Genomic DNA, 6000 nt, shown 5'->3' with positions numbered 1-6000 from the left:
GCCCCCGCCCGAACCGCCGCACGATGCCCTGGCCGACGTGAAGGCGGCCGGCGCCCGCTTCGTCGAGACGCAATCCGCCCTGGCGAAGTCGTTTGCCAACACCTCGGCCGAGCGCGGCCGGACCTTCGCCAGCGCCGCGAGCGGTCGCTTCGCGGGCTGGCGCACGCAGCTGAGCCGGCGCCTGACGCCGACCCCGACCCCGGCTCCGGTCGCGAGCGCCCCGCAGCCGGATCTTTTCGCGGGCGCGCCGCCGCAACCGCAACCGCAGGCGCGACCCGTGACCGAGCCGTTCGACGGCGGCCGGGCCGTTCCGCAGGCCAGGACGGGTGGCGGCAGTCACTGGGCCGACCTCGCCCGGCGCGGGCGCGAGGCCCTGCCGACGATCGACCGCCACGCCTTCGACCTGCAGCGCATCGCCTTCATCGGGCTCGCCGTCGCCACGGTGCTGGTGGTCGGCGGAGTCGTGCTGTCGAATCTGGGCCGGGAGACCGGCCCATCCTCGACCGGGATCGAGGCGTCCCGCACGGATGCGTCCAAGCCGGCCCCGAAGACCGAGGCCAAGACCGAGGCCGTTCCGCCGGAGCCGAGGCCGATCCCGTCCGAGGCCGCGCCCGAGGATGCGGAAGCCGCACCCGTCGAGGAGCCGCCGCGCAATCCCAACGACGTCGCGGGCGTGCCCCAAGTGGTCGACACCGCCACCCTGAAGCTCTCGGGCAAGGTCATCCACCTGTTCGGCGTCGAGTGGGTCCGCGGCGGCCAGGCCGACGAGCTCGCCAAATACATCCGCGGCCGCTCCGTGACCTGCCGTCCGGCGGCCGGATCGAGCGCCTTCCTCTGCGCGCTGGACGGCCGCGACCTCTCGGAAGTCGTGCTCTTCAACGGCGGCGGCCGCGCCTCCTCGGAGGCCTCCCCCGACCTCGTCGCCGCCGAGGACCACGCCCGGACCGAGCGGCTGGGGGTGTGGAAGCGGTGATCCCGAGAAGATGAACGGCCGCTCGATCAGGCGTAATCGGCTTCGGCGAGCGTCGTGTCGTCGTTCTCGGCACCGGCCTTCGACAGGTCGTGGGCGACCTGCAGGTTCATCCGGAACTCGGGCGTCGTCCGGAAGTGGAGGCCGTGTCGGCCGTCATGCCCCGACGCCCGCGAACGAGTTCGGAAATCCGGTTCGCCGGCACCGCGATCGCCGTCGCCAGGGCGTTGGCACTGAGACCGAGCGGCTTCAGGTAGTCTACTTTCGACACGTCGCCGGGGTGCGTGCGAACGCGTGACATCGTCTATCTCCTGCCGTCACATGATACCCGTATTGAACACATGAGCGGAATCAGGCGGGGGGCTCCATGACCATTTCGATCGGCTTGAGCGCCGTGGCCATCGTCTTCGCGCTCCTAGTCGTCGTCACGCTGGCGATCGGCATCCGCACGATCCCGCAGGGCCATGTCCACACCGTCGAGCGCTTCGGGCGCTACAACCGCTCGCTCGAATCCGGCCTCGGGCTGATCATCCCCTATGTCGAGCGCGTCGGCCGGCGGGTGAACATCATGGAGCAGGTCGTCGAGGTGCCGAGCCAGGAGGCCTTCACCCGCGACAATGCCGGGGTGCGGATCGACGCGGTGGTGTTCTATCAGGTGCTCGACGCGGCCCGCGCCTCCTACGAGATCTCGAACCTCGAAGTCGCGCTGCTGACGCTGACCATGACCAACATCCGCACGGTGGTCGGCTCGATGGATCTCGACCAGCTGCTCTCGCATCGCGACGAGATCAACGACCGCCTGCTCAAGGTGCTCGACGCCGCCGGCGCGCCGTGGGGGGTCAAGATGAACCGCGTCGAGATCAAGGACATCCTGCCCCCCGCCGACCTCGCCGGCTCGATGGCCCGCCAGATGAAGGCCGAACGCGAGAAACGCGCCTCGGTGCTGGAAGCTGAGGGCCAGCGCCAGGCCGAGATTCTTCGCGCGGAGGGGCGCAAGCAATCGGCGATCCTCGAGGCGGAAGGGCGCAAGGAGGCGGCGTTCCGCGATGCCGAGGCGCGCGAGCGCTCGGCCGAGGCCGAGGCGAAGGCCACCGGCATGGTCAGCGAGGCCATCGCCCAGGGCGACATCGCCGCGGCGAACTTCCTGGTGGCCGAAAAATACGTCGACGCGATCAAGGCGATCGCCACCGCGCCGAACCAGCGCGTCGTGGTGGTGCCAATCGAGGCGGCGGCACTCGCCGGCACGCTCGGCGGCATCGCCGAGATCACCCGCAGCGTCTTCGGCGATGGCGGAGCGGGACAGGGCGCGCGTGCGTCCGGCCTGCCGCCGCGCGTCGGCAACCCGGCCGCCAAATCCACGACGTCGTCGTGAGCGGCTTCTCCGAGATCGATCCGGCCTGGGCCTGGATCCTCGCCGGACTGCTGCTGATGGGCGGGGAATTGCTGCTGCCGGGTGTGTTTCTGGTCTGGCTCGGCCTCGCCGCCTGCGTCACCGGCCTCGTCGAGACCGCCTTCGACCTGCCCTGGCAGGCGCAGCTTCCGCTCTTCGCCGTGTTCTCGACGAGCGCGGTGATCCTCGCGACGCGGCTCGACCGCGGGCATGCGCCGGTGCTGAACCGCGGGGCGCACGGGCTGATCGGCCGGGAGGTCCTGCTCGACGCGCCCATCGTCGCGGGCCGTGGGCGCGCGCGGATCGACGACACGCTCTGGCCGGTCTCCGGCCCCGACCTGCCGGCCGGTGCGCGGGTGCGGGTGACGGGGGTGGAGGGGACTGTGCTGACGGTGGCGGCCGCCGCCTGAATCACTGCGCCCGCGTGTCGACCAGCTTCGCCCGCACTGTCGCCAGTCCGCGCGTGAGCTCGTCGAGGTCGTCCGCGAGCCAATCGTAGATCGCGCCGGCCGCCTCGGGAAACTCCTTGAGGACGCGGTGCATCAGCTGGGCGCTGATCCGCATCACCTCGGCCTTGGTCGCCGCCACGGCATCGGCCGGGCGCTTGCCCGGCGTGAACAGGGCGGTGCGGCCGATGAGGGCCGCGCGGCCGGCGACGACCGGCGTGCCGCCCTGGCCCTTCAGTTCGATCGTGCCGGACAGGACGACGTAGCCGCCATCGGCCCGGTCGCCGCGCCTGAACAGGGTTTCGCCGGTGTCCAGCGCGAGGCGTTCGCCGGCAAAGCTCAGCAGGCGCAGCGCACCGGAATCGAAGAATCCGAACACGGGGGCGGCGGAGAGGATCGCGATGTCGTCGTCGAACCCCAATGCGTGCCCATCCCTCGGCCGGTTCCGCCTGCGACAAGACCCTTAGCCGAAGGAGGGCCGCCTGCGAAACGCAAGGATTCGCGCCGTCTCCGGACCGGCTGTCCCCAACCAGCCGCACGGCCCGAGACGGGCCTGCATCCGGATCGCCAGCCGACGATGGATCATCAGTATCGCCAAGATCTTAACCCGGCGTTGAGCACGCGCCGGGCGCCTGTTCACGGCAGCAGCTTGTAGCCGCCACCCTCGGTGATCAGGATCGCGGCGGCGGCCGGGTTCGGCTCGATCTTCTGGCGCAGCCGGTAGATGTGCGTCTCGAGCGTGTGCGTGGTGACGTGGGCGTTGTAGCCCCAGACCTCGGCCAGCAGGGTGTCGCGGCCCACCACCTCACGGCCGGCGCGGTAGAGATAGCGCAGGATCGCCGTCTCCTTCTCGGTGAGCTTCAGCTTCGAGCCGCGCTCGCCGACCAGCAGCTTCGCGCCGGGCCGGAAGGTGTAGGGGCCGATCCGGAAGATCGCGTCCTCGCTCGCCTCGTGCTGGCGAAGCTGGGCGCGGATGCGGGCGAGCAGCACCGCGAACTTAAAGGGTTTCGTGACGTAGTCGTTGGCGCCGGCCTCCAGTCCCTCGACGGTGTCGTCCTCGGAATCCTGCGCGGTCAGCATGATGATCGGCCCGCGAAACCCCTCGCGCCGCATCACCCGCACGGCTTCGCGGCCGTCCATGTCGGGCAGCCCGACATCCATCACGACGAGGTCGATGCCGTCGGCTGCCACGAGGCTGATGGCGCCCTGCGCCGTCGCCTCGCCGATCGCCGCGAATTCCTCGTAGTGGTCGATCTCTTCGGTGAGCGTCTCCCGCAGGGCATCGTCGTCGTCGCAGACGAGGAGACGGTGGGTGTTGGACATCGGAAACGGGACTCCGGCGCAATGTCATGCGCGGCGGCTCCCGATCGATCCGCGATCGGGTCCGGATGTGTCAGAAAGCGCGTGCGCGGCGACGAGACCGCCCCATCCGGCCGCCGGCTGCACTGAGGAGCGGCCAGGACGGCCGGACCCGATGGCCAACCTAATCGGTTTTTCCCGTCAGGGAATAAGCAAAGCTCCGGTTTTGCAGCGTTTTCGGGGCTGCGTCGCGCTTCGTGCGCCGCCGGGCTCCGTCGGCGCCCGTGCGGCCACGGCCGCGCTGACGCCGACGGCCGTAAGCTTCGACTCTTCAGGCCGCCGGCCGTCGGCAAACGCGAAGGCGCGTCGCCGCACGCCGTCGCATGCTGGCAGATAGCGTAAACGTGTCTGTCTGCCGCGGACGCCTTGGACCGGTCACGGTCGAAGGCCGCTGATATAAGACGCGGCGGGCGAGGGCGGTCCGGACGCCGCGACGAGGGCACCATGAAGCGCACGACCGTTTCCCTGCTGCGGGTGCGCCCACTCGTCGGCGACAGGACCCGCGGGCACCTTGTCGTGGGGTCGGCGATCGTCCGTTGCGCGTTGGGGCGTTCCGGCATCGTCCAGACCAAGCGCGAGGGCGACGGCGCCTCGCCGCGCGGTGTCTTCCGCCTGCGCGGCGGCGCCTACCGGCCCGACCATTTCGGCACACGGCCGCCGACGGCCCTGCCGATCCGGGCGACGCGGCCCGGCGACGGCTGGTGCGACGACCCGCGCGACCGGCGCTACAACCGGCCGGTCCGCCTGCCGCTCCCGGGCGTCGGCGCCGAGGAGATGTGGCGCGGCGACGGGCTCTACGACCTCGTGATCGATCTCGACTGCAACCGCGGCCCGATCCGCCCCGGCCGCGGCTCGGCGATCTTTCTGCATGTCGCGCGTCCGGGCTATGGCCCGACCGAGGGCTGCGTCGCGCTCGCCCGGGCCGATCTGGTGCGCCTGCTGCGGCGCATCGGCCCACGCACGCAGCTGTCGATCGGGTAAGTCGGAGCCGGACCGGCCGCTGGCGTCGTAGCCGACCCGATACCATCGGGCCGACGGCTCTAAGATGTTGTTTCGACGTACTTTCTTTCGACGGATTTGCATCCGCCCGGTCGGAAGGCACACGACTTTGCACGGCCGGAAGGAGGGTCTGCGCAACCTCTGCCTGTCCGCGCCGGGGGACGTGTGCTATGACACCTGTACGAAAGTACACATTGACATCCTGGGAAGGGCGGCCTGCCGTGCCCGAGCGTTCCTATATCGCCGTCCCCTGCCATTGCCTGACGATGCGTCAGGCCTCGCGGCAGGTCACGCAGCTCTACGATCAGCATTTCGCGCCGACGCGTCTGCGCGTCACGCAGTACTCGGTGCTGCGCGTACTCGGACGCAACGAGCCGCTTTCCATGCAGGGTCTCGCCGACCTCATGGTCATGGACCGCACCACACTGAGCCGGGCCCTGCGCCCGCTCGAACGCGACGGTCTCGTCAGCGTGGCGCAGGGCCGCGACGCGCGCACCCGCCTGCTGTCCCTGACGCAGGCCGGCCATGACCTGCTCGACGAGCTGGCACCGATATGGAGCCGGGCGCAGGCCGAGTTCGAGACGCGATTCGGCTCCGACGAGACCCGGGACCTGCGCGGGATGCTGTCGCGGGTCGTCAGCCAGATCGCCTGAACCGGCCGCCGCCGCTCAGGCCGATCGCTTGAACAATGACACGACGTTCCCGGAATAATCCGGCTGCATCATAGGCTGCGATGCCGGCTCCCGCGTCTCGGGTTCGCTCGGCCGGCCCGCATTCCAGGTGATCCAGCGTGCCACCGGCCGGTCGCTGATTCGCCTCTGGACCCAGGCGGGTAC

8 protein-coding genes are annotated in these 6000 nt (G+C 70.3%); 5 read left to right on the top strand and 3 right to left on the bottom strand.

Annotated elements, in window-relative coordinates:
• Positions 1–973 (top strand): hypothetical protein (locus FV217_RS22845; protein WP_187272517.1); only part of this gene is annotated, 973 nt, incomplete at its 5' end.
• Between the two features lie 106 nt (positions 974–1079).
• Here the strand turns inward: FV217_RS22845 and FV217_RS10750 are convergent.
• Positions 1080–1271 (bottom strand): HigA family addiction module antitoxin, encoded by a 192-nt coding sequence (locus tag FV217_RS10750; protein WP_306424641.1) that lies wholly within the window; start codon positions 1269–1271, stop codon positions 1080–1082.
• 66 nt (positions 1272–1337) lie between these two features.
• On the opposite strand from FV217_RS10750, the gene FV217_RS10745 reads away from it, so the two are divergent.
• Complete coding sequence (locus FV217_RS10745; RefSeq protein ID WP_147817178.1) at positions 1338–2342, top strand: SPFH domain-containing protein; 1005 nt, start codon at positions 1338–1340, stop codon at positions 2340–2342.
• The gene (locus FV217_RS10740) at positions 2339–2770 is read left to right on the top strand and encodes an NfeD family protein (RefSeq protein ID WP_238232299.1); all 432 of its coding nucleotides are present in this window, start codon (positions 2339–2341) and stop codon (positions 2768–2770) included. Before FV217_RS10745 ends, FV217_RS10740 begins: the two co-directional genes overlap by 4 nt.
• Position 2771: 1 nt before the next feature.
• Here the strand turns inward: FV217_RS10740 and FV217_RS10735 are convergent, their stop codons facing one another.
• The gene (locus tag FV217_RS10735) at positions 2772–3227 is read right to left on the bottom strand and encodes a Crp/Fnr family transcriptional regulator (RefSeq protein ID WP_147817177.1); all 456 of its coding nucleotides are present in this window, start codon (positions 3225–3227) and stop codon (positions 2772–2774) included.
• Between the two features lie 215 nt (positions 3228–3442).
• Positions 3443–4129: a response regulator transcription factor gene (locus tag FV217_RS10730; RefSeq protein WP_147817176.1), complete on the bottom strand. Its 687-nt coding sequence runs from the start codon at positions 4127–4129 to the stop codon at positions 3443–3445.
• A gap of 480 nt (positions 4130–4609) precedes the next feature.
• Here FV217_RS10730 and FV217_RS10725 point away from each other — a divergent pair, with 480 nt between their 5' ends.
• Entirely contained in the window at positions 4610–5146 is a 537-nt protein-coding gene (locus tag FV217_RS10725; protein ID WP_147817175.1) for a L,D-transpeptidase family protein, read from the top strand.
• 239 nt (positions 5147–5385) lie between these two features.
• On the top strand, positions 5386–5817 hold the full coding sequence (locus FV217_RS10720; RefSeq protein ID WP_238232298.1) for a MarR family transcriptional regulator: 432 nt from the start codon (positions 5386–5388) through the stop codon (positions 5815–5817).
• The last annotated feature ends 183 nt before the right edge of the window (positions 5818–6000 follow it).

It is taken from the genome of Methylobacterium sp. WL9, from assembly GCF_008040035.1.
Classification (GTDB): domain Bacteria; phylum Pseudomonadota; class Alphaproteobacteria; order Rhizobiales; family Beijerinckiaceae; genus Methylobacterium; species Methylobacterium thuringiense.
Note: the sequence above shows the minus strand (reverse complement) of the source record. Positions and strands in the feature narration are given on the sequence as shown.